17 protein-coding genes and 3 pseudogenes are annotated in these 19240 nt (G+C 48.8%); 9 read left to right on the top strand and 11 right to left on the bottom strand.

What is annotated here, in order from left to right; genetic code table 11:
• Positions 1 to 502: 502 nt before the first annotated feature.
• A pseudogene (locus K7P76_RS30610) lies at positions 503 to 2050 on the bottom strand (ribonucleotide reductase barrel domain-containing protein); the annotation flags it as partial.
• A gap of 258 nt (positions 2051 to 2308) precedes the next feature.
• Positions 2309 to 3364: pseudogene (locus tag K7P76_RS30605) on the bottom strand (ribonucleotide reductase barrel domain-containing protein); the annotation flags it as partial.
• A gap of 522 nt (positions 3365 to 3886) precedes the next feature.
• Between K7P76_RS30605 and K7P76_RS30600 the strand changes: the two are divergent.
• The 3 genes from K7P76_RS30600 to K7P76_RS30590 all read left to right on the top strand — a co-directional run bounded on the left by K7P76_RS30600 (position 3887) and on the right by K7P76_RS30590 (position 7508).
• Positions 3887 to 5557 (top strand): DEAD/DEAH box helicase, encoded by a 1671-nt coding sequence (locus tag K7P76_RS30600; protein WP_232189928.1) that lies wholly within the window; start codon positions 3887 to 3889, stop codon positions 5555 to 5557.
• Positions 5554 to 6438, top strand: a complete 885-nt coding sequence (locus K7P76_RS30595; RefSeq protein ID WP_232189898.1) for a YqhG family protein — start codon at positions 5554 to 5556, stop codon at positions 6436 to 6438. The genes K7P76_RS30600 and K7P76_RS30595 overlap by 4 nt, the downstream gene beginning before the upstream one ends.
• 173 nt (positions 6439 to 6611) lie before the next feature.
• The gene (locus tag K7P76_RS30590; RefSeq protein ID WP_232189897.1) at positions 6612 to 7508 is read left to right on the top strand and encodes a hypothetical protein; all 897 of its coding nucleotides are present in this window, start codon (positions 6612 to 6614) and stop codon (positions 7506 to 7508) included.
• On the opposite strand, the gene K7P76_RS30585 is transcribed toward K7P76_RS30590, so the two are convergent.
• On the bottom strand, positions 7499 to 7738 hold the full coding sequence (locus K7P76_RS30585; protein WP_232189896.1) for a YqzE family protein: 240 nt from the start codon (positions 7736 to 7738) through the stop codon (positions 7499 to 7501). The two genes, K7P76_RS30590 and K7P76_RS30585, sit on opposite strands and share 10 nt — an antisense overlap.
• A gap of 164 nt (positions 7739 to 7902) precedes the next feature.
• On the opposite strand from K7P76_RS30585, the gene K7P76_RS30580 reads away from it, so the two are divergent.
• Positions 7903 to 8574, top strand: a complete 672-nt coding sequence (locus tag K7P76_RS30580) for an N-acetylmuramoyl-L-alanine amidase family protein (protein ID WP_232189895.1) — start codon at positions 7903 to 7905, stop codon at positions 8572 to 8574.
• Here K7P76_RS30580 and K7P76_RS30575 read toward each other — a convergent pair.
• Positions 8546 to 9376 carry a divergent polysaccharide deacetylase family protein gene (locus K7P76_RS30575; protein WP_232189894.1) on the bottom strand — a complete coding sequence of 277 codons (831 nt, stop codon included), beginning with the start codon at positions 9374 to 9376 and terminating at the stop codon, positions 8546 to 8548. The genes K7P76_RS30580 and K7P76_RS30575 overlap by 29 nt on opposite strands.
• 182 nt (positions 9377 to 9558) lie before the next feature.
• Between K7P76_RS30575 and K7P76_RS30570 the strand changes: the two genes are divergently transcribed.
• On the top strand, positions 9559 to 10131 hold the full coding sequence (locus K7P76_RS30570) for a xanthine phosphoribosyltransferase (protein WP_232189893.1): 573 nt from the start codon (positions 9559 to 9561) through the stop codon (positions 10129 to 10131).
• Positions 10132 to 10201: 70 nt separating this feature from the next.
• Here K7P76_RS30570 and K7P76_RS30565 read toward each other — a convergent pair whose 3' ends face one another.
• Positions 10202 to 10633 (bottom strand): WGxxGxxG family protein, encoded by a 432-nt coding sequence (locus K7P76_RS30565; RefSeq protein WP_232189892.1) that lies wholly within the window; start codon positions 10631 to 10633, stop codon positions 10202 to 10204.
• 127 nt (positions 10634 to 10760) lie between these two features.
• Here K7P76_RS30565 and K7P76_RS30560 point away from each other — a divergent pair, with 127 nt between their 5' ends.
• A complete protein-coding gene (locus tag K7P76_RS30560) occupies positions 10761 to 10970 on the top strand; it encodes a hypothetical protein (protein WP_232189891.1) in 210 nt (69 codons plus the stop codon).
• Positions 10971 to 11207: 237 nt separating this feature from the next.
• Here K7P76_RS30560 and K7P76_RS33845 read toward each other — a convergent pair whose 3' ends face one another.
• Positions 11208 to 12083 carry an AraC family ligand binding domain-containing protein gene (locus tag K7P76_RS33845; protein WP_432643703.1) on the bottom strand — a complete coding sequence of 292 codons (876 nt, stop codon included), beginning with the start codon at positions 12081 to 12083 and terminating at the stop codon, positions 11208 to 11210.
• 83 nt (positions 12084 to 12166) lie between these two features.
• Between K7P76_RS33845 and K7P76_RS33330 the strand changes: the two genes are divergently transcribed.
• Both K7P76_RS33330 and K7P76_RS30540 read left to right on the top strand, forming a co-directional pair.
• A complete protein-coding gene (locus tag K7P76_RS33330; protein ID WP_255678920.1) occupies positions 12167 to 12295 on the top strand; it encodes a hypothetical protein in 129 nt (42 codons plus the stop codon).
• Positions 12296 to 12307: 12 nt separating this feature from the next.
• Positions 12308 to 12736, top strand: a pseudogene (locus K7P76_RS30540) (phytanoyl-CoA dioxygenase family protein); the annotation flags it as partial.
• 115 nt (positions 12737 to 12851) lie between these two features.
• On the opposite strand, the gene K7P76_RS30535 reads toward K7P76_RS30540, so the two are convergent.
• Both K7P76_RS30535 and K7P76_RS30530 read right to left on the bottom strand, forming a co-directional pair.
• Positions 12852 to 13223: a hypothetical protein gene (locus K7P76_RS30535; RefSeq protein WP_232189888.1), complete on the bottom strand. Its 372-nt coding sequence runs from the start codon at positions 13221 to 13223 to the stop codon at positions 12852 to 12854.
• A 114-nt stretch (positions 13224 to 13337) separates the two neighbouring features.
• Positions 13338 to 13925, bottom strand: coding sequence for a TetR/AcrR family transcriptional regulator (locus K7P76_RS30530; RefSeq protein ID WP_232189887.1), 588 nt, complete (start codon positions 13923 to 13925; stop codon positions 13338 to 13340).
• A gap of 191 nt (positions 13926 to 14116) precedes the next feature.
• On the opposite strand from K7P76_RS30530, the gene K7P76_RS30525 reads away from it, so the two are divergent.
• Entirely contained in the window at positions 14117 to 15277 is a 1161-nt protein-coding gene (locus K7P76_RS30525) for an MFS transporter (RefSeq protein ID WP_232189886.1), read from the top strand.
• Positions 15278 to 15519: 242 nt separating this feature from the next.
• Here K7P76_RS30525 and K7P76_RS30520 read toward each other — a convergent pair whose 3' ends face one another.
• Genes K7P76_RS30520 through K7P76_RS30510 form a run of 3 tightly spaced genes read right to left on the bottom strand, consistent with a single transcriptional unit; the run spans position 15520 to position 19114 of the window.
• Positions 15520 to 16398: a carbohydrate ABC transporter permease gene (locus K7P76_RS30520; protein ID WP_232189885.1), complete on the bottom strand. Its 879-nt coding sequence runs from the start codon at positions 16396 to 16398 to the stop codon at positions 15520 to 15522.
• 17 nt (positions 16399 to 16415) lie between these two features.
• Complete coding sequence (locus K7P76_RS30515) at positions 16416 to 17357, bottom strand: ABC transporter permease (RefSeq protein WP_232189884.1); 942 nt, start codon at positions 17355 to 17357, stop codon at positions 16416 to 16418.
• Positions 17358 to 17380: 23 nt separating this feature from the next.
• Positions 17381 to 19114 (bottom strand): extracellular solute-binding protein, encoded by a 1734-nt coding sequence (locus K7P76_RS30510; RefSeq protein WP_232189883.1) that lies wholly within the window; start codon positions 19112 to 19114, stop codon positions 17381 to 17383.
• Positions 19115 to 19240: the final 126 nt, after the last annotated feature.

Below are 19240 nucleotides of genomic sequence, written 5' to 3'. Positions count from 1 at the left end.
TAGCTTTTTCACTAGCGTCTCCGATAAGCAGGCCGCAGTGAGCAGCGACATGCAACGTTGGGGCAGCATATTGCCCTCGCTCCTCATCACGACTCCTCTCTGCAAGCGAATGGTTATCGAGCTGGCTTACTTTTCTTTTCCCCGGGGCTTCAGCGTAATCGATCTCGGGCGGTCTCACAATTAAGAAAATTGGCTATTACTAAGAAAATCTGGAATATCATCGAAATCGTACAATTTGCGATTTTCCTTACCTCAGAGAGGATGGCTAGCTAGAAGAGGATTGTCTGCTCCACGTAAAAAAGCGGAACTAGGATTCATCCTTGTTCCGCCCTCGTTGCTATTTGTGTGAATAAACAAGAGGCTGTTCCGCAAGCCGGCGTTCGCATCCTTACTCCTTCAATCACTCTAATCCGTTAGCTGAAAATGAAAAAATGAGTGGGGCGAAGTTCCAATCTTCGCGCCACTCATCTTATTTTTATACAGAATCATGCATACTATGCGTTTACGAACACTTACTATAACCGCAGTTCCCGCAAGTTTTGCATCCCTCTACATTCAGCAAGGATGCCGACCCGCAGGATGGACAAAGATCCTTCGAGGTGTAAGTGAATTTGGTTTTCTCCGTAACGATCGGGTAACTAGATGCCGCGATAGGAGTTTCCTCTGCTGCGGCGTGCTCATTATCCATGATGCCCGCATGCGTCTCGAGAGCTTGGGATACCGCGTCCGCAATGGACTCGACCCGGTTCGGGCCGAAGCCCACCGCGCCGGATCCGCCGATGCCTTTGAGATGCTTGACGAGAAGCTGAACTTTATTGCCATGATCGCCATACCGCAGGAACAGCGAGCATACTCGGCCGAGCGCTTCCGCCATAGCGAAGACGTCGGATCCGGCTTTGCCGACGTTCAGGAAAATTTCTCCCGGCGTGCCGTCGATGTCGTTAACGGTAATATACGCCATGCCGAACGGCGTATTGTATTTATAAGTCGCGCCGCGCAACACTTTCGGACGGCTCTTATACTGTTTGTCGAACACTTGCTTCTGCTCTGGAGTGACGCTTACGTTAAGCGCCGCATTCAGCGTTTCCACTGGGCTTGCTTCCGCAACTGCAATTGGTGCAGCAGACGCGGTCACCTCCTCAACCGCCACTGCCTTCGCTTCTTCCTTCTTCTCGTCCTTGGATGTCGTGCTAAGAACTTGAACGTCCCGACTGCCGTCACGGTAGATCGTTACCCCTTTGCAGCCGAGCTCGAACGCCATCTCGTACAGTTCAGCCGTCTCTTCGACCGTGAAGTCGGCAGGACAGTTCGCTGTTTTAGAAATAGAACTATCCACCCAGCGCTGAATGGCGGCTTGCGCGCGGATATGATCCTTAGCGGATAGATCCATCGAGGTAACGAACCATTCCGGAAGCGCTTCTCCGGGATGAGCATCCTGCCATTCCTGCGCGATCGGCACATATTGTTTGTCATAGCCAAGCCGGCTCTGACGGAAAAATTCGAACGCAAAATACGGTTCAATACCTGTTGAAGTCCCGACCATCGTACCTGTCGAGCCCGTAGGCGCTTGGGTGATAACGGTTACGTTGCGCATGCCGCGCTTCGCAATCGCATCGCCGACTTCCGGATACACCTCGACCATATTTTTCATAAATCCGCTTTGCATGAACGGCTCCAGATCAAAGGCAGGGAAGGAACCTTTCTCAGCCGCGATTTCCGTAGACGCAAGATATGCTTCGCGTGCCATGAAACCGTACAGTTTATCAAGGAATTCCATGCTTTCCGGGCTGCCGTAACGGACTTCAAGATGGATCATCAATTCCGCAAGTCCCATCGTTCCGAGACCTACACGACGCTCGTTTTTCTGGTTCTTCTCATTCTCCGGGAAGTGGTAAGGCGTTGTATCGATAACGTTATCCAAGAAACGAGTGGAGTAACGAACTACCCGAGCAAGTTCATCCCATGCCACATCATGTTTCTCAGCATCATAGAACTTGGACAAGTTGATAGCAGATAAGTTGCAGACACCCCAAGCAGGTAAACCTTGTTCCAGTGTTGTTATCCTACCGGCTTTTTATCCGGTAGTTCTAACGGTTCATTTCCCGTTAGGTCGGCATATCTTTTCACATCTGTAAGTTAGATGTGTCGCGGCCTCGTGGACGGATTATATTCTGCACAACTGCAGGTTCACCGTCTATGCTCTGCCCCTGACCGGATATTTAACTCCGGCCTTCGGTTCGGATTAGCTTCTCAGCCTTCCCGCTTCATTCCGCGATTTTTAACGTGAGGCAAACTAGGCTACCTTACCACACGGGTTTGTACAAATTATCGGGTTAAAGTACCAGCTGTTGGACATTTGATTGTAGTATTCCATGAAGACGACGCCCGGCTCGGCAGACTTCCAAGCGCCCTCGATAATGCTCTTCCACACGTCGCGCGCGCGAACCGTACGATAGTGAATGATGTTCTTGCCAAGCTTCTTCCACTTGTCCAAGTCGCCGTCCCATATTACGTCGTATTCGGGATCCTTGGAATCCGGGAACACCAAATCCCAATCCAAATCCTCTTTGACGGCTTTCATGAAGGCATTGCTCACGCACACGGACAGATTAGCGTTCGTTACTTGTCCCATCGTCTGCTTGACGGTGATAAAATCCTCGACATCGGGATGCCAGTCGTTAATCATGAGCATCAACGCTCCGCGACGGCTGCCGCCTTGCTCAATCAAGCCGGTCGTATAGCTGAATAATCCGCCCCAGGAGACAGCACCGCTGGATGAACCGTTCACGCCTTTGACGATCGATCGGCGAGGGCGCAAGGAGGACAAGTTAATGCCGACTCCGCCGCCGCGCGCCATAATTTCCGTCATCTCGGATAATGTCTGCATGATGCCGCCGCGGCTATCATGAGGGGACGGGATAACGTAGCAGTTAAATAACGTCAGCTCATCGCTAGCGCCTGCTCCTGCCGCAATCCGGCCGCCCGGTACGAGCTTCCAGTCGTCTAACAACCAACGGAACTTCTCGGACCATTCTTTCTGCTTCTCGGGGGACTGTTCCACGGAAGACATCGCGTTAGCGAGCCGCGTCCACATTTCCTCCGGAGTTTTCTCAATAGTTAACGTAAGCTTCTCGACGGTGGATTGCACTAAATCGCCGTTTCGCAGCTTTACGGTTACGTTCTGTCCTTCGCGCTTAACGACTTCTCCGACGTCTTTGGCAGGAAACTTAGGGTCATCCTTCGTAAGCACGAGGACGACATCTCCTACTTTCGTACCATTCGTATCGGCATTTTTCCAAGCATAACGATCCAAAAATATTTTCTCGCTTAACCCTTCCAACCGTCTCGCCTGCATCGTTTTCAATCCGGACGCCTCCCGAACTTCATATTAATATGGCTGTTGACCCACGGCTCGCAACACTTTTTTGGTGTATGTAAATTGTACAATATATTGTGTGCGTTTACCATTATACTACACCAGATATGGTGTTTCCATAGGACATAAAGCATGGAAATCGAAATCTGACGAAAGAGCGAGAACAACCTCGATTTATAAGGATTATATTCGCTTTTCCGAGTATTGTTTTGAAAGTCCTGCGTTTGCTCATACTAAAGTATGGCACCCTAGTACGATAGTTATATTACCTTGCGAAACTTAATCCCTCTGAATGCAGACGGCCAAGTTATCGCCCAGGAGGAACTTCTGTTGCAAATCCCATTCTCTACTCCCGCTGTCCCCCCCGTTGCGGCTTTACCCGCTATTCATCCGTCACCTGAACCTGCCGCCAAAGCGCAAGATTCCGGTGAAGGGACATTCGCTCCGTTCAGATCGTCATCCGGTTTGTCAGCGGATGCGGCACCGCGCAAGCTTCACCCGTTGGTGGACATGCATGTCGAACGTGGAAATTTCGAAGAATTAGAACGTCGCGTGGAACGTAACGGCCCATGGGACGATTGGGCTATGTACCAGCTAGCCATAGAGTCGGAAGAAGTTTCTCTCGTATCCGATTTTCATGCCTTGCAATGTCTCTCTCTGCTCCCCCACTTCGACCCGCTTCCCCATCAAGTGGACACTGCACGCAAAGTGCTTCACGAGATGCGGGGCCGCGCCATTCTGGCCGACGAGGTCGGACTCGGGAAGACGATCGAAGCCGGCCTTATTCTCAAGGAATACCTCATTCGGGGCTTAGTGAAAAAAGTGCTCATTCTCGTTCCCGCTTCATTAGTGCTTCAATGGGTTCGCGAGCTCAATAGCAAGTTTGACATTCCCGCGGTCGCGCAGCGCAAAGCTTATACCTGGAACAACGATATCGTCGTAGCTTCCATGGACACCGCGAAACGTGACCCTCACCGCGAAATGCTGCTTGATAACGAATTCGATCTGCTTATCGTGGATGAGGCTCACAAGCTTAAGAACAAGAAGACGGGAAATTACCAGTTCATTAATGAGCTTCGCAAAAAATATTGTCTCCTGCTGACCGCTACTCCTGTCCAAAACGATTTGTCGGAGCTCTACAACCTTATTACCCTGCTTAAACCCGGCCAACTCGGAGGAGAAGGCGACTTCGCGGCGAATTTCGTTGCCGACCGTCGTATACCCAAAAACGAATCCATGCTCCACGAAGCCCTAGCCCAGGTCATGATCCGCAATCGCCGCAGCGACGGCGGCGTCGAATTCACGAAGCGTTTCGTGACGAACGTTCCGCTGCGCCTTTCTCCCGACGAAATGGCGCTGTACGACGGGGTTACCGATTACGTTCGTAAACACGCGCATGCGGAAAGCGGCGATATTACGAGTATGCTGTCGCTCGTAACGCTTCAGCGCGAAGTTTGCTCCAGCCGCGATGCCGTTTTCCTCACGCTTATTAATCTGTTCAAGAAGACATCGGAGGATTCACCGCTGCGTGCCCGCATCTGGGAGCTCGTCGAGCTAATCAAGAGCATTAAGGCGAATACGAAAGCGGAGAAAACGATGAAGCTCGTGCAGAGCATGGACGACAAGGTGATCGTATTTACGGAATACCGCGCGACCCAAGAGTATTTGCTTAAATTTTTCAAGGAGCACGGTCTTTCAGCCGTTCCTTACCGGGGCGGAATGAACCGAGGCAAGAAAGATTGGATGATGGATCTTTTCCGAAGACGCGCACAGGTCATGGTCGCGACCGAAGCCGGAGGCGAGGGCATCAACCTGCAATTCTGTCACCATGTCATTAATTTCGACCTCCCCTGGAATCCGATGCGGGTTGAGCAACGGATCGGCAGAGTTCACCGATTAGGCCAGACGGAGGACGTTCAAATCTTCAATTTATGCACACTCGGAACGATCGAAGAACATATCGTACACCTGCTGCACGAGAAAATCAATATGTTCGAACTGGTCATTGGCGAGCTTGACGAGATCATTCAACAATTTGAAAAAGAGGAGTCGCTGGAGCGCAGATTAGCCCAATTGGTGCTCGAATCCACGGATGGCGAGGAATTGCGCAGACGCATCGATGGGCTGGGGGATACGCTTATTGCGACGAAAAATCGGTTGCACCAGGAGAATAAACCATGAATACCAAACAAATCCAGAAGTTCGTCCTTTCCTATTTGGATTCCACAGGCTGCCATTTAATAGAAAAGAGTCCGAATCGGGTTGTCGTAAAGTTATCACCCGCAGCGGATCGAGCATTAACGAATCGCCCCTATTATTGGAGTTTCATCGATCGCACGGATACGGAGCCGGAGACTTTGACTTTCGGATGGTCGTTCGAGAGTCCTTCCATGTCCGATCGGTCCAATGCTTCGCCTGTTTCCTACGTCATGACGGAAGCGGGAAGAATCGTTCAGGAGGATGTTTATTATGGATCAAGACGGCTGCATCAGCTATTCGAAGCCGTCCGTCAGGACGGCAGGAACGTCACGTTGTTCGAAGAGCCTCCGCGCGGCAAAATCGATCCCCTAGGCTCCCAGCCGTACACCGCTTGGCTCGGGGTCAATTTTAAGGTCGCATACGAGTGCGACATGAAGCGCGAAGAGCTCTATGGTTGGGGTATCTCTCTGGCCACCGGCGTCATTGATGATAAGTTTATGGAAAGACTGAAGGACAGGAAGCTCTCTCCACGCCTCCCTTCGAACGTTCATCTGCTAAAAAACGGCATATCCCTACGCAAAGGAATGTCCCAACTCGAATTAACGTTGGAGCGCAAGCTAAAAAATACCGACTTCACCTGGGCGGTGGAAGCGGAGAAGCGGAGACAAGACGAGCTTGACCGGATCAGGCAATATTATAAACCGATGCTTGAGGGGATGGGACATGATAATCAGAAAGAAATGAAGGAAACGCTAACCGCCCGCTTCAAACAAAGAGAAGCGGAAATCGATTGGCAGTACCGTCCCAGAATATCCGTGTCCGTCATAAACTGCGGAATTTTTCACCTCCCCGGCATTCATTAGGTGCCGGAAGGTGTAATAACGAGTTTACTCGGCAAAATTAGAACCTGGCAGGCCAACATGTGCCGACAGGTTCTAACAGCCTTGGCATAGCTTGTCCATTACAATAAAACGGAAATGCGACGTTCCAATGCAACGTTCCACCCCCCATTCCAACCAAATTGCAGGTGAGGCACATGATAACTCGTCCAATAAGCGTACGAATAAGACTAATCGTTCCATTAGCAATACTGCTGATTGTCGTAGCAAGTTCCTTCCCCTTGCAAGCTTTTGCCACGCCAACCTTGAAAGTCCAGCTCCCCTCCAAGCTGGAGCGGCAAGTCGACGAATGGGTCAGCCGGCTGGCGGAACAGAAGCCGTTCGCGGCATGGCAAACCGTCGATCCGCAGATCGAAGCGCTCGGACCGGGTACGCATAGTTGGCTCGTCTTGTTCAGCAAGGAAGGCAAAGACATCGGCTACATGGTCGTGCATGCCGTAACGGACGGCTCGTTCCGGTTAGGCGAATATGGAGTTGGGCCGTATAGTCTCTTCTCCCATCAGCTGCTCAAGCATTCCTTGATCGACAACGGACTGATATCCGAGGATCAAACCCGGCTCTTCACGGCCGTCATGCATTACGTCCATCCCTTCGCCGCAGCTTGGGAAGTGAAAATCGGCGAGGAAACGTATTGGTTGGACGCCAAAACGGCCGAGCTATTACCGGTAGATCATGTAACTTGGAGTAAAAAGTTCCCGGAGTCTAAACAGACATTATATAGGGGCACGAAAGAGGGATCAAGCGTTGATAGTCTTAAGCTTAATGAGCTCTTCGACGCCTACGAAAGGCTTCCTTGGCTCACCAAAGAAGCCCCTTTTCCCGCGAAAGACGCCAAAAAGCTGCAGAGTCGCCTGAACAACAAGCAACATCTGCGCTATGTAACGGAACCGTTCGGCGACGCCATGTTATATGCCGTACCCGTAATCGGATACCAGCGTTGGTCGAACGGTCGTATGGATCTTGCCATCGATATGGAAGGAACACGTTTTATCCCGCTAAGCGTTTTATTGGGCAAAGGCCTATTTTATCGATAATGGGACGAATTCACGGAACGCACCTCGGGGTGTGTTCTGTTCTTTTTGTCCATCCTATTTCCCCACCACATCATAAAACCCATTGGAAGCACTCCGAACCAGCGCGTAAGCCAAGGCTCTCGGCTAAGTTTCTTATGCGGCTTGTTGTCTTGATCGTCAACTTCGGCAGGACTTTCCATGTAACTAACGACCCGCTCCGTCACGTACTTCAAATATTCCGTGCTATCCATCGTTAATCGCCTCCCTGGTTATAGCATGCCCGATTATCGTTCCGTGCAATCATCGGCATGGCAGCGATTAATTTCGAACGCTTTTGCATGAGGTTGGCAAGTTTGTGCCACGATAATAAGCAGAAAAGCTTAGTCAAGGGTCTGAGATCGGAGGAGAAGCCGCATTGTTACGAGTTTTGTTGATTTTATGTTCAGTGCTGTTATTGACGAGTTGGAAGGCTGGAGAGCCTGCTGACATTAAGCGAGCATTGCCGACGGCTGACGTGCTTATTGATGCTGGCCACGGCGGAATCGATGGCGGAACCCATTGGAACGGCGTCCTTGAGAAGGATATCAACCTTGCGATTGCCCGTAAGCTTTATTTATTGCTGCGCAGCAAAGGGCTCAAGGTCATTCTCAACCGCACCGGGGATTATGCGCTTAGCGACGATAACCGTTGGCAAGCCTCGCGTTCGCGGCATCGGCGGGATTTATCGCAAAGACGGGGATTGTCCGATGAAATCGGCGCGTCGCTGTTCGTGAGTATCCATGTTAATTGGGCTCCAAAAACGAAAAATAGAGGTCCGCTCGTTATCCACCAAGATGAAGGCCGCAGCACTTTGCTGGCGGGCTTCATTCAGAATAGCCTTAATTTGCAGCAAGGAAGAAGCCGTCTTCCTCGCGTCGCGAATCAATTTTATTTGCTTAACCGCGTTCAGGTACCCAGCGTTATCGTTGAGACGGCATTCCTGAACGATCCGGGTGATCGGAAGATGCTGACGTCCATTCCCGGACAGAATCGGATAGCCGCCGCTATTGCCAACGGGATTATCGGGTACCGTTGCTTTGCTCCATGAACGGAGCTGGCATGGGAAGAAGCTGAGTTAAAGGCACGAATGTCGCATTGCTCTGCAGCTCCGGTATAACGTTCTTCAGGACGCCGGAGGTATATAGCCCCGGAGGGCCGACATGGCCAATAACGATGCATCGCTCATTATGGATAAGAAATTTCTTCATGACGGCAATTTGCCGCAGAACATGATTGTGCGTGTACACGTCATCCAAGAAGACGTCGTTATGGAGCGTGACGACCCCGATCTCCTCCGCTACTTTGGGTACCACCGTCCGATAGGAAGTACGGCTATCGAGGAAAAATAACCCTTTATCCTTGCACACTTGCAGGACGATTCGCATCACTCGTTTATCCGCCGTTGCTTTGGAACCCATATGATTGTTCATTCCGATTGCGTGGGGCACGTCGGCAATAGCCGCTTCGACGCGTTTACGGATTTCGGCGTCCGGCAGGTCGGTCGTTATCGCCCCAGGTCCGAGCCAGCTGCGCAAGCCCCTAATAGGCTCCATCGGGAGATGGACGATGACGTCATGGCCTTTGCGGTGAGCCGCTTCCGCATCTTGTTTGGTCGTGGGCAGGAAAGGCATAACGGCAACCGTCAGCTTGATCGGAAGCTGCAGCATCTGCTCCGTGCCCTTCATGCCGTTGCCGAAGTCGTCAATGACAACGGCAATTTGCCGGTGAACAGGCTTGTCCGTGTTCATCGGCGCAAAAGACACCGCATAGGCTGGCAATCCACCTAATATTAAACCAACGCTTATGAGCAGCCCTATTTTCCAAAATCTCATGCCGTTTATTGCTTTCATTCGATTTATTCCTCCATCGCCTACTGAGATTCGATTATGCATTCTGCGCTCAGTATTTGTTTGGATGGAAAATTTTATGTATAGGCAATCAAAATTTTCACTATTAATCTACTAATTCCAAAATATATCGTTGTCCCTAACTTGATCTCTAATGTTAAAATGTTGAAAAAGGGGGCACGAAGATGGAGCTGCTGAAGAGGAAAATTATCGAGGAAGGAATCGTTCTGAGCGACCAAGTGTTGAAGGTGGATTCCTTTCTCAATCACCAGATCGACCCTCTGCTTATGCAGGAAATCGGCAGAACGTTCGCTAATCGGTTTCGCGAGAGCGGAATAACGAAGATCGTAACGATCGAATCGTCGGGAATCGCTCCGGCCGTTATGACGGCTCTAGAGCTTGGCGTATCGGTTATTTTCGCCCGCAAGAGAAAGTCCTTAACGCTTCAAGATGACCTCTATACGGAGAAGGTGTACTCGTTCACGAAGAAGGAAGAAAGCGAAGTGTCCATTTCAAGAAAGCTGCTTTCTCCGAGCGATCGGGTACTACTTATCGACGATTTTCTCGCCAACGGGGAAGCGGCCCTCGCCATGGCCAGAATCGTGGAGAATGCCGGCGCCGAGGTTGCCGGTATCGGGATCGTTATCGAGAAAGCATTTCAGAACGGCGGAAGCAAGCTTAGGGAGCTTGGCTATGATATTGAATCGTTGGCTCGCGTAACATCCCTTCAAAGCGGCTCGGCGGTGTTCGCCGATTGAACTTTAGGCATTTAAATCCCCGCTAAGCCTTGTTGGCTGCACGGGGATTTATTATGCCCTGATATTTACCTTATTTTATTTCGTCGCGGTTCCGGCTCCGCATGCCCGCTAATCCGAATAGTCCAAGCAATCCTAACCAGCCCCAGTTAGATGTTCTTCTCGTTGTTGTGTCCAACGCCCGAGTGGTCGTACGAGCCGCATTGTATGGCCGATAAGCGTTCATTCTCGTTCCATCATAAGCGCCGTATGTTCCATACGGGTTATAAGTTCCGTCCGTCCCGTACGGTCTATAAGTTCCGTCCGTTGTCATCCGGTTGAAATTCGAATTATACGTGCCGGGGACAGTGGTGCTGTAAGGCGTCGTGCTGTAAGGCGTTGGAGTATTCAGCGTACTCGTGGTGTGGCCGGGCGTGTGGCTGGCTGTGCTTTCGGCAAAAGCGGGTACCATAAGAACCAAGGATAAACTTGTGCACATCGTCATGCTGGCAAGAAACTTTTTCAAGATAAAACCTCCTCAAAATAATTGATTACCCCTCATAAGGTGTCCTGAGGATTTCAAAATATTCAGCAGAGGATGACCAATTGAGCTATACTTTTACCATATATATCTAAGGAAAACGAGGTGTCCAATGAAGCAACAATCGAAGCCTAAACAAACGAACCCGCTCGTCATATCCGTGATCGGCCTTATGCTCATTCTGTTCGGGATCGCAGACATTCTCTTCGATAAGAAGGTGCTTGGAATTATTCTGCTGGCGGCTGGGTTTATTTTAGGAATAAGCGGCATTCAACGTTATAAGCTTTTAAAGGAACAGTTAGCGATGAAAAAGCAAAAATAACCTCGTCACGCTTAAGTTCAGGCTTGTTTGTGCAAGTGCCTGATTTTCGATGCGCTGGGTAATTGTACTGACCATATACTTATCCCAACATAAGCTGTTTACATGACTATTGTCATAATAAACGCACAGTGGTGATAGACTTGGGTTACCCTGTTGCAGGTACTGGTGTAGGTTGTGGCTACGGCGGTGGAATGGGTGCTGCTGCAATTGCGCTTGTGCTTTTCGTTCTCTTGGTGATCATCTTGCGGGTCGGTTATTAATTAACGATTGGTCAGCATTCAGCCCCGTCATCCTCGTAAGGAATGGCGGGTATTTTTTTGTGCGATAATACAATTTACTTACAATCCTTTCGTGCTCAACCATTTTAATGAATCGGCATATTTCTTCGGGGGCATGCCTTCCATTTTCTTGAACAGCTTGCTGAAGTAGAACAGGTCGCCTTTGCCGACCCGATCGGCGATCTGCTCGATCGTAAGCGAGTTCGAAATATTTAGGCGACAGCGTGGCCCGCGAAGCCAGCGTCGGCAAATCTATTTTCTGCGTATACTTCTGCTGCATGAATTGAATCGCGTCCAACATCAGATCCACATGGGAATGGCCTATCCAGATGCCTTCTTTCGTAGTCAGTTCCTGATGGACAAGTCCGATTAGATGCAGCATGGACGACTTCAGCCATATTTGAGAATCCGTCCTCGATTCCTGAAATTGCTGGCATAACAGCCGGAAAATATCGAAAAACTGATGCACCCGCGCCGGCCTAATCCGTTCAGGAATGTCCATATCGATAAGCTCCGCATCCGGTCTAGCCTTCAGCCAGCTCGTATCCAGTGCCGCCTCTTCCGGCTTCCGCCCTAAATAAACCGAATAGGGGGAAAAATCTACCGCTTCCCCGAGGAATACATAATCGAAATGGACGGCAAAACAAAGCATAGGTTCCCCTTCGGAAACGAACATCTCATTCACTTTGTGCGGGCGTATATATAATAAATCTCCCGGCTCCATCGCATATTCGCGATCTTCGATCCGAAGACGGCCGCTTCCTTTAACAATGTAAATAAATTCGTGATCGTAAATAAATCTTTCGGGTGAATGGGCGCCTTTGGCAATTTCCACTTCATGCACGAAGCGGACGTAGGGTGATATCGTGCGATAATCCACTCGATAAGAAGGTTAACACTTGGAGAGATCATGGAGGAATGGGTGCTTTCAGCTTCCATAAACGATTCGCCGAGTCCGCTCTAGCCTTGACGGGAGCAAACGAAATCCGTTTTTTCCATGATCATGGACTATGGAAAATGCCGGGCGATTCCAAGCCGACGCCTTAGCATCAGGATACTCCGTTCTGGCCGGTTAATGAAACAACTAGAGGAATGATGTCGATCTGGATCGCCTTGGACGACGTCAACGAACAAAACGGCTGTATGGCTTTCGTACCGAAACCCCACAAACTGGGGAAATTAACGAGTATCGATTTAGCGAACCCAACCAACCTATTCGACTATGTCGAAGGCGGGCAATTGGATGACCAGAAGCCGGTTATCGTACCGCTTAAAGCGGGAAGCTGCACCTTTCACAACGGATTAACGTTCCATTATGCCCATGCAAATGTTACCGATTGCCCTCGCAGAACGCTGGCTATCATCTATATGCCTGACGGGATTACGTACAGCGGCGCGGCCCACACGGTTACGGACGGGAATGGCTTGGAGAAGGACCAGCCGATTAAAGGTCCATTGTTCCCGTTGCTTGCCTCTAAAACTAGGTAAAGCATTAAGGCAGAATTCTATCACCTCAGTCGTACAAACAACCATCATCCCTATAGATGATGGTTGTTTGTTTGGCAGTCAGATAAAACCAAACGCGTGGCCTATCAAAGTCGCTCTATAATGCTCCTGCGTCTTGAACTATTTTCAACGCTTCATCATAATCCTCTTCTTCTAGTACGAGAGTCAATAAAATGTCATATCCCGTCACTGTATTTCCTGGGCCGCCTGAACTAAACCCGCTTGCGCTGACACTGGTTGCAGCCAAAATGCTGGCGTCTCGATCTGTAAAATCTCCTCCGAGAGTTAAATAACCTAAACCCGGAAAACCACCGGTCAATGGATTCGCAATATGATCCATCCCACCCCCGGGATACCCGTCGAAGCGGTCAATGGCACTATCCACTAGCCGAAGAGATTTCACTTTCGTTAAAGCCTCTTTTGCTTGCTCAGGACTCTTGAAATAGGCAAGGATACTTCTTTCTGCCACAATAAACACTCCCACCGTTTAGATAATCAACTAGTCCGATCAATTATTTCACGGTGAAAGGTGTTTTATGCATCGTATTGTTACCTGCTTTTCATTATGGGATTAGTCTAGGACCTAACTAGTAACAAGCAAAGTAAGGATTACCTCAACCGAATTATCAACAAAAGATCTTTCGGGCCGAGACTTCATCATCACCGTCAGCCCGATTAACGACAAAACTAGCGTCTGCGCTAGAGCTTTGGCGTTCGTACCGGTTTTAAGCTCACCCGATCGTATGCCTCGCTCGATTGTTTCTTGGAATATTGCCGAAAGATACATTTGATGCTCCCGTGTAAGAATTTCAAATTTCTCATCATGCGGCGCAAGTTCCACCATCGTATTGATGCAGAAGCATCCCCGGTTTGGACTTTCTTTATATTCCTCTGCCACTATTCCTTCAAAATAAGCACGAAAACCTTCTATTACAGATGAATTGTTTTGAAGTCTAGCCCGTACAAAGGAAGCGTGGAATCGCGTATATTTCCGGAGCGCGGCTTCGAACAGTTCTTTTTTATCTCCAAAGGCTGCGTATATGCTTGGTCTCTGAATGCCCATTCTGGACGTCAAATCGCTTAAAGAGGTAGCTTCAAACCCCTTCTCCCAAAATAGTTGCATAGCTGCGTCTAACGCCTTTTCCTCGTCAAACTCCCGTGGTCGTACCATGACAACACCTTCTTTTTGTATCGTTCAGTATAGTATGATTTTATTCTTTTGAAGAGAATGTTGTCAAATATCATAAATATTTTCTTGACGTGTCGAGTTTACACTAGTATATTTACGTAAAATCATTTCATACCGATCAGTAAATTATATCGTTCGGTAAATAAATAATAAAAAGAGATGTGATTATGAAAATGAAGAAGTCTGCACTCCTATTCGCAATGGCTTGCGGGCTTGCTGTCGCCAACATCTATTACGCGCACCCGTTGCTGGATGCTCTGGCGAGCGAGTTCGGTATCGCCCATTCATCCGTTGGCATTGTCATTAGCATAACTCAGATTTGTTATGCGCTGGGACTACTGCTGTTGGTGCCGCTCGGCGATCTTCTGAATCGACGTCGGCTGATCGCCGGTCAAATGCTATTATCCGCGTTCGTTCTGATCGTGGTTGGCACCGCACCTAACAGTACGGTTCTGTTCAACGGCATGGCCGCGGTCGGACTGCTTGCCGTAGTGACGCAGGTGCTCGTTGCGTTCGCTGCGACTTTGGCTGCCCCGTCGGAACGCGGACGCGTAGTCGGATTGGTTACGAGCGGTGTGGTGATCGGTATTTTACTTGCGCGAACCGTTGCTGGCATATTGACCGATTTAGCAGGCTGGCGTTCGGTCTATCTCGTCTCTGCGGCATTAACGCTGATCATGGCTGGCGTGTTGTTCCTGGTGCTGCCGAATGATGAACGTAAACGAGCGTCGCTATCCTATCCACAATTAATTCGTTCGGTACTCGCGTTGTTCGTGCAAGAACGAATACTGCGTGTCCGCGCCGTGCTGGCTCTCTTGATTTTTACCGTGTTCAGCATATTATGGACCTCGCTGGTGCTCCCGCTTAGTGAGCCGCCGCTGTCTCTTTCGCATACCGCCATTGGAGCATTCGGCCTCGCCGGGGTTGCCGGAGCATTAGCGGCAGCTCGAGCAGGTCGTCTCGCCGATCGAGGTTTAGGACAGAGAACCACCGGAGTCGCACTGGCCTTGCTGCTGGTATCATGGTTACCGATCAGCTATACCCAACATTCGCTGTTCGCATTGATCATTGGCGTTATCACCCTTGATCTGGCGGTACAAGCCGTCCATGTTACCAACCAGAGCATGATTTATACCGTACGCCCCGAGGCACGCAGCCGACTTACCGCCGGCTACATGATTTTCTATTCCATCGGCAGCGCCAGCGGATCAATCGCATCGACTAGCATTTACGCTTACGCCGGCTGGAACGGAGTGTGCCTGTTGGGGGCCGCAGTCAGTGCCCTGGCTCTCCTATTCTGGGCATTGACCCGACGCCCACCGGCTGCCGCATAAAAAATGAAGTCGATTAACAGGCGTCCTCGCTCGAGAATGATAGGAATGAATTTGCTGCCGTTGATCATGGAGCTGAGGAGTAGAACGGCAATCAATATATCGATAGCAATCTCTAATTTCATGATTAATCGATGATAGCATTCAATATTAAATCGACAATGAATAAGTTTATGAAACTTATAACGAAAAGAAGGAGCTGTCAGCCTGCTGTCAGCCCCTTCCTTTTATTTAGGATCATCCTCTCATCCCTTGATAGATCCAACCAACAATCCTTTAATGAAATACCTTTGCAGGAAAGGATACACGAAAGCGATGGGCAATATGGTGATGACCGTAATGGCCATCTTGAACGTTTGCGGTGTAATAGCGGTTAATTGTTTCTGGCCCTGTTCCTTCAATTGCTCAAGCGAGTTAAATTGATTCAACGTATTGTACAAAACATATTGCAAAGAATATAAATGCGGTGACATCGTGTTATAGATTTGCGTATCAATGAATGCATTCCATTGGTTCACGCATTCGAACAGGACGACGGCGGCGAATACTGGCTTACAGACGGGAAAAATGACTTGAAAAAAAACTCTCATATCGTTCGCGCCGTCGACTACCGCAGCCTCTTCCATCTCTTTGGGCAAGCCTTCCATATACGTTTTGATGAGCACCATGTTGAACACGGACACCGCACTCGGCAAAATGTAGATGAGGAAGGTTCCTTTTAACTGGAGATAACCCATCAATAAATACATTGGAATAATTCCGCTCGTGAAATAAAGCGTGAACACGAAATACTTGCGAAAGAAGCGAACGCCTCCCAAATCGTTGCGCGTTAGCGCATAAGCGGCCATTGAGGTGAAAAACAGCATGACCGCCGGACCAATGATAGATCGTGCGATAGAGATGCCGGCGCCGGTTAATACCGCGGAATCCCCTAACGCCTTCTTGTAGGAATCAAGCGTAAACCCTGCCGGGAATAGCACGAGCCCCCCCTTCAACATACTCGGATTACTGAGAGAGTAACTTACGATATAGACAAAGGGGAACAGCATAAGAGTTAGGATAGCCAGCATGAAAATCAGATTACCCGCATCAAACAGGCTTCCGCTAATGGAACGTTCTCTCATCTTGTACTCCTATCTGATCAGAAAATCGCTTTTCCGGTCGCTTTTTTCGAAATTTGATTGACGACCATAAGAATAATAAGGCTTATGAAAGTCTTCATGATGCCTACCGCCGTCGCGTAAGGGTAGTTAAGCAGCTGCAGCCCGTATTTATAAATGTAAATATCTAAGACTTCCATCCTCTGCCAGTTTGTCGCATTGGTAAACAAGTAAAATTGCTCGAAATTCGAATTGAGGATCCAACCGCTATTTAAGATCAATAGTACGATAGCGGTTGGCATGAGACCCGGTATCGTAATGTACAAGATCCTCTGAAAGCGGTTAGCTCCATCGATCTGAGCAGCCTCATAATATTCGGAAGAGATTGCCGAGATCGCCGATATAAAGATGACGCTGTTGTATCCCGCATATTTCCATACTCCCAATGCAATCATAAACATCCAAGAGTAGCGGGGATCTCCCAGTAAATTCACCCCTTCCGCTATAACTCCCCATTGAATCAAAGTTTCGTTAATGGCTCCTGCCGATGTGGCAAACATGGCGCTGGAAAGGGAATAAATAATGATCCATGAAACGAAAAACGGGAAGAAAGTAACGGTCTGAATGAGTTTACTGAAATAACGCCACCTTATTTCATTTAACAAGATCGCAAACAGAAATGCCGTTGTCATGTTCGCGATTAAGGAACTTATATTAATGGCCAACGTATTTCGAATCAAATGGACATAATCGTCAGTATCGGTGAAAAATCCGATGAACTGCTGCAATCCGGTCCATTTGGCGGATAATAAGGGAATACCCGGACGGTATTGGACAAAGGCAATGAGCCATCCGGTAAGCGGAACATACCAGAATACGAATACCAGCAAAACAGCCGGCAGCAGCATAGCATAAAGATAACGGTTTCGAACCAGGTTTCTGGACTTAACGCGTTTAACTGGATGTACTCCGGCCTTAATCATAGGAAACTCCTCTTCCTGATGCTTTACTTAAGTTCATTCAATCTCGCTTGCTTTTCTTGGTAAAGCCTGTTGTATTCAGCAACGACCGTCTCCGGTTTCAGCTTCTGATAATCGGCGATTACGGATTGGTACATGGATTCGAACTCTTCATCCGTCTTAGGTTCGATTATTAGCTTAGCCGAGTTCTTCACACGGAAATCCACGATCTTCTGATGCAAGGCTCCGAGATCGGACGTTGTATCGACAGTGATCGTACCTGCTACTCCAGTGTTGGCACTCTCCCCGGTTTTAATAAAATAATCTTTCGAACTCGTCCAGCCCAGCTTGGAATACGCATTACGCATCCCCTCTGTTAGTTGCAGCTCATCTTGGATAGCCGGATTCAATTCCATCGAGTAGGGAACGCCATCCGGCGCATTTGACAATACCGATCCCAAGAAATCAAACATTCCATAACCCTTACTTCTTAGGGCATCGACGTTAGAGAGATTTTTCCTGTAAGCCTCGGTCGGTTGACGCTTACCGTCTACTATTGTATAGTCCTCCCCTTCTACTCCGGATTGGAGAAGAAGTTTGCCCTCTTCAGTGGCCGCCCATGCCAACAATTCCTTAATACGTTCAGGATGCTTCGCATTTTTGGTAATGGCGTAGATAGTGTATGGACGGGTATCTTCAACGCGAATTTGGCGTTTCTCGTTACGTTCCATTTGAGTCTTGCTGCGAACAGGCATGTTGATATATTGATTCTCGGGATGTCCCGCATCTATTAAACCATGGTTGGCTGTAGTTAGCCCCCAGACGACATACCAAGAAGATAACGCTCTGCCGCTGTTAAGCTTTTCTTGGAACTGGTCCATCTTGTCCGTAAAGGAATCCTTGTCCAGAATACCTTCGCGATAGAGACGGTTGAAGAAACCAAGGCCCTCTTTGACATATTCATTCGTCATCATGTCTTCGAATTTCTTATCTACCTGATTCCAAACCACGCCCATGTTTCCTGCCGCAGTCGAGTACCTGCCGCCCTTCTCGTACATAATGCTCGAAATTCCCTGCATCCCCCATGGCTCGGCGAATGGCACAATCATACCAATCGTCTTCTGTCCATTCGTCGTCGGGTTGTCCTTCATGCCTTGCTTTAAGAATTTGATATAATCATCGGTAGATAACAAGTTTGGCCAGCCCTGTTGTTCGAGTACATCGGTCCGTACGCCGATGTCAAGTACTTCTACGTTGTTCTTGAAGTCAACGGGCACGCCGCCCTCCCACTTGTATAGTTTGCCGTCATTAGAAGCCAACCGCCAAAGTGGAATCTGCACGCTGTATCTCTTGGCAAATTCCGGGGCGCTTGCAACGAAATCATCCAATGGCAACAGTGTATTCGCCTGAACGTATTTGTCGAAGGTCGCATTATCCTGAATTCTTATAATTTCCGGATAATCTCCGCCCGCCAACATGAGATTTAGCTTGTCGGCATAATTCCCCGGTGTCTGAACATAGTCAAAAACAATGTTGAATTTCTCTTTAATCATTTTCCCGATCTCGGTCTCGTCGCTTCTCTTGATCTGATTATTTTCTTGAGTAAGGATTTTAATGACATACTCCTCTTTAGCAGCTGCGCTTGACTGACCAGACGGCGATTGACTAGACGGACTCTCACTAGAGTTGCTCTCCTTCGTTGCGTTCGAACTGCAAGCGGTTACAAATAGCAGACAGAAAATGATTACCGAAGACAAAAATTTCTGATAACTAGCTTTCATGTGATGCCCCCCAAGTTATATTTTGTTAACTTTAATAACATATAATGTAGTTAAAGTTATAGTTAACAATTTGATTATAACTTTTCGCAATTTAATGAACATGTTCCAGCTTTAGATGAGATATGT

It is taken from the genome of Cohnella silvisoli, assembly GCF_021190915.1.
Lineage (GTDB): Bacteria > Bacillota > Bacilli > Paenibacillales > Paenibacillaceae > Cohnella > Cohnella silvisoli.
This window is presented reverse-complemented; position numbering and strand designations above follow the sequence as displayed.

What these genes read in the sequence shown, in the direction of transcription:
- K7P76_RS30595 (WP_232189898.1), top strand. Translation starts at nt 5,554, where the DNA reads ATGAATACCAAACAAATCCAGAAGTTCGTCCTTTCCTATTTGGATTCC.
- K7P76_RS30560 (WP_232189891.1), top strand. Translation starts at nt 10,761, where the DNA reads ATGAAGCAACAATCGAAGCCTAAACAAACGAACCCGCTCGTCATATCC.
- K7P76_RS30600 (WP_232189928.1), top strand. Translation starts at nt 3,887, where the DNA reads ATGCATGTCGAACGTGGAAATTTCGAAGAATTAGAACGTCGCGTGGAA.
- K7P76_RS30590 (WP_232189897.1), top strand. Translation starts at nt 6,612, where the DNA reads ATGATAACTCGTCCAATAAGCGTACGAATAAGACTAATCGTTCCATTA.
- K7P76_RS30530 (WP_232189887.1), bottom strand. Translation starts at nt 13,925, where the DNA reads ATGGTACGACCACGGGAGTTTGACGAGGAAAAGGCGTTAGACGCAGCT.
- K7P76_RS33330 (WP_255678920.1), top strand. Translation starts at nt 12,167, where the DNA reads ATGGGTGCTTTCAGCTTCCATAAACGATTCGCCGAGTCCGCTCTAGCC.
- K7P76_RS30510 (WP_232189883.1), bottom strand. Translation starts at nt 19,114, where the DNA reads ATGAAAGCTAGTTATCAGAAATTTTTGTCTTCGGTAATCATTTTCTGT.
- K7P76_RS30515 (WP_232189884.1), bottom strand. Translation starts at nt 17,357, where the DNA reads ATGATTAAGGCCGGAGTACATCCAGTTAAACGCGTTAAGTCCAGAAAC.
- K7P76_RS30575 (WP_232189894.1), bottom strand. Translation starts at nt 9,376, where the DNA reads ATGAAAGCAATAAACGGCATGAGATTTTGGAAAATAGGGCTGCTCATA.
- K7P76_RS30525 (WP_232189886.1), top strand. Translation starts at nt 14,117, where the DNA reads ATGAAGAAGTCTGCACTCCTATTCGCAATGGCTTGCGGGCTTGCTGTC.
- K7P76_RS30570 (WP_232189893.1), top strand. Translation starts at nt 9,559, where the DNA reads ATGGAGCTGCTGAAGAGGAAAATTATCGAGGAAGGAATCGTTCTGAGC.
- K7P76_RS30585 (WP_232189896.1), bottom strand. Translation starts at nt 7,738, where the DNA reads ATGGATAGCACGGAATATTTGAAGTACGTGACGGAGCGGGTCGTTAGT.
- K7P76_RS30520 (WP_232189885.1), bottom strand. Translation starts at nt 16,398, where the DNA reads ATGAGAGAACGTTCCATTAGCGGAAGCCTGTTTGATGCGGGTAATCTG.